We start from the raw sequence: 1,897 nt of genomic DNA on the forward strand, positions 1-1,897 counted from the left end.
AGCTGCTTGGTGAGCACCAGGCGGCCGAGCATGGCGAAGCCCATGGCCGGCAGGATGTTGGCGGCCACGCCGCAACCATCGATCACAAAAGACGGGATAAAGTCGAGTAGGCCCTGGATGGCACCGGAACCCAGATAGAAGGCGCCGCCACACAGCAGGAAGTACTCGAGGCAGCCCCAAAGTCCCATTCCCCAATGAACGGCGTAGATGCCTTTAAGGTTTCCCTTGAGGGCGAACTTGTCTGCCATGTCGACAAACACGGCGAACAGGGCGTTGGTAATGTTGCCGATCGTCAGCGAAAGGACGGCGATGGGCATGGCGAGCGCGATGGCCGTCTCGGTACCCTGACCGAGCTGAATGGCAAACGCGCAGGCGAGCACGCCGCCGACGGTTTCGTTAGGCGGTACGTAGGCGCCGATGGAGATCGAGCCCATGAATAGCAACTCCAGGCTGGCGCCAACGGCAAGGCCAGTCTGCAGGTCCCCCAGCACCAGGCCCACGAGCGGGCACAGGACGATGGGGCGGAACGCGTAGAGGGTGCCGAGCTGGTAGTCGAGGCATCCAAACGCTCCGACTAAGCCGACGAGGATTGCTTGGACAAGCATAATTCCTCCCAATAAGGAATATCGAACCGTCGTCACACCCGTCGCGCGCGTTGTTGATATCAATTCCGGGAGTTCGATCACACGGCTCGAAGCGTACCTGGTGTGCTGCGAACACCCATGCCAGGTACAAATGATTTGATACCAATTATAGATATGCAGGTTCTTACTATTTAATACCACTCGCTCAGCGGGGTGTTTTTTACCGTAAACGGCAGACGTATCCCATCAGGCGCGCCCTTTGTTTCGATGGCGGACAAGCGCCACCAGAAAGCCATCGCCAAAGGCATCGTATGCCAAGTTGCCTACAATCACCAAAACGATTATCGCCGCGCCCAAAAACTCGTTCCAGCGAAAGACCTCGCCAAAGAGGAGCGCCGACCAGCAGGGAGCGAGCACGACCTCGCTCATGCAGACCAAGTTGGCCGCAAACGCGTTAGTGCGCGCAATCCCCTTGGCATACAGCACGCTCGCAAGGCCACTGCAAAAAAGGCCGTGCACCAGCATAAGCCCCCACTCAAACGGTCTCACGGAGTCTAGGGCACCGGCAAAATAGACGATCGGCAACATCGAGATACCGCAGGAGATGAGCGAGGACACCATGGGCGACGCATCGGGGCGAGAGTTCAAAAAGAAACACAGCCCAAAGGTGGCGCCCGAAATGACGGCAAGCAGGTTGCCGAGCATGCCCTCGGCACTCAAATCGCCTAAAAAGAAAAGTCCCATACCCGTAAAAGCAACCACCACGGAGGCAATCTTCGCAGGCGAGGGCAACGTGCGAGTTGCGAGCGATTGATACACGATAACGAAAATCATCGAGGTGTACTGCAGGACGATCGCGTTGCCGACCGTCGTAAGCTGGTTGGCAAAGTTAAACGTGGTGCCCGTCACGAAGTTGCAGACGGCCACAAGGACAATAAGACGGCTGACGCGGAGGATGGGCCTGCCAACGAGCAGGATAAAGAGCGCCATAAATATTGCCGTAACGGCACCGATCAAAAGAGCTGACTGCGAATTGGCGCGAACGAGGATGCCGATAAAACTCCACAAGAGCGCCGTGCCAAATAGATACATCGCCCCGCTCACGCCATTATCGGGTGGATTGTCAGATCGAATCACGAAGCACCTCCAACTAGCTTTCGGTAATAAAAAACGGCGACCACAACGGGTCGCCGTTTCCCTTGGGGGCAGATAATAGGTCGGGCCCTTACGCCAGCACGCCGAAGAACGCGCCGACGATGCCCACGGCCATGGTGGCCACGATCAGCACCATGGGGTTGATCTTCTTGGACAGC

2 protein-coding genes are annotated in these 1,897 nt (G+C 57.3%); both read right to left on the reverse strand.

Translation table 11 applies throughout. The features are described 5' to 3' along the window. Nucleotides 1–605, reverse strand: a 605-nt coding sequence (locus DW024_RS09840; protein WP_147352084.1) for a PTS sugar transporter subunit IIC, incomplete at its 3' end; no start/stop codon positions are given. 225 nt (nucleotides 606–830) lie between these two features. Further along, the gene (locus DW024_RS09845; RefSeq protein WP_233541377.1) at nucleotides 831–1,721 is read right to left on the reverse strand and encodes a DMT family transporter; all 891 of its coding nucleotides are present in this window, start codon (nucleotides 1,719–1,721) and stop codon (nucleotides 831–833) included. Nucleotides 1,722–1,897: the final 176 nt, after the last annotated feature.

Source organism: Collinsella sp. AF37-9 (assembly GCF_003475115.1).
In the GTDB taxonomy this organism is placed as follows: domain Bacteria; phylum Actinomycetota; class Coriobacteriia; order Coriobacteriales; family Coriobacteriaceae; genus Collinsella.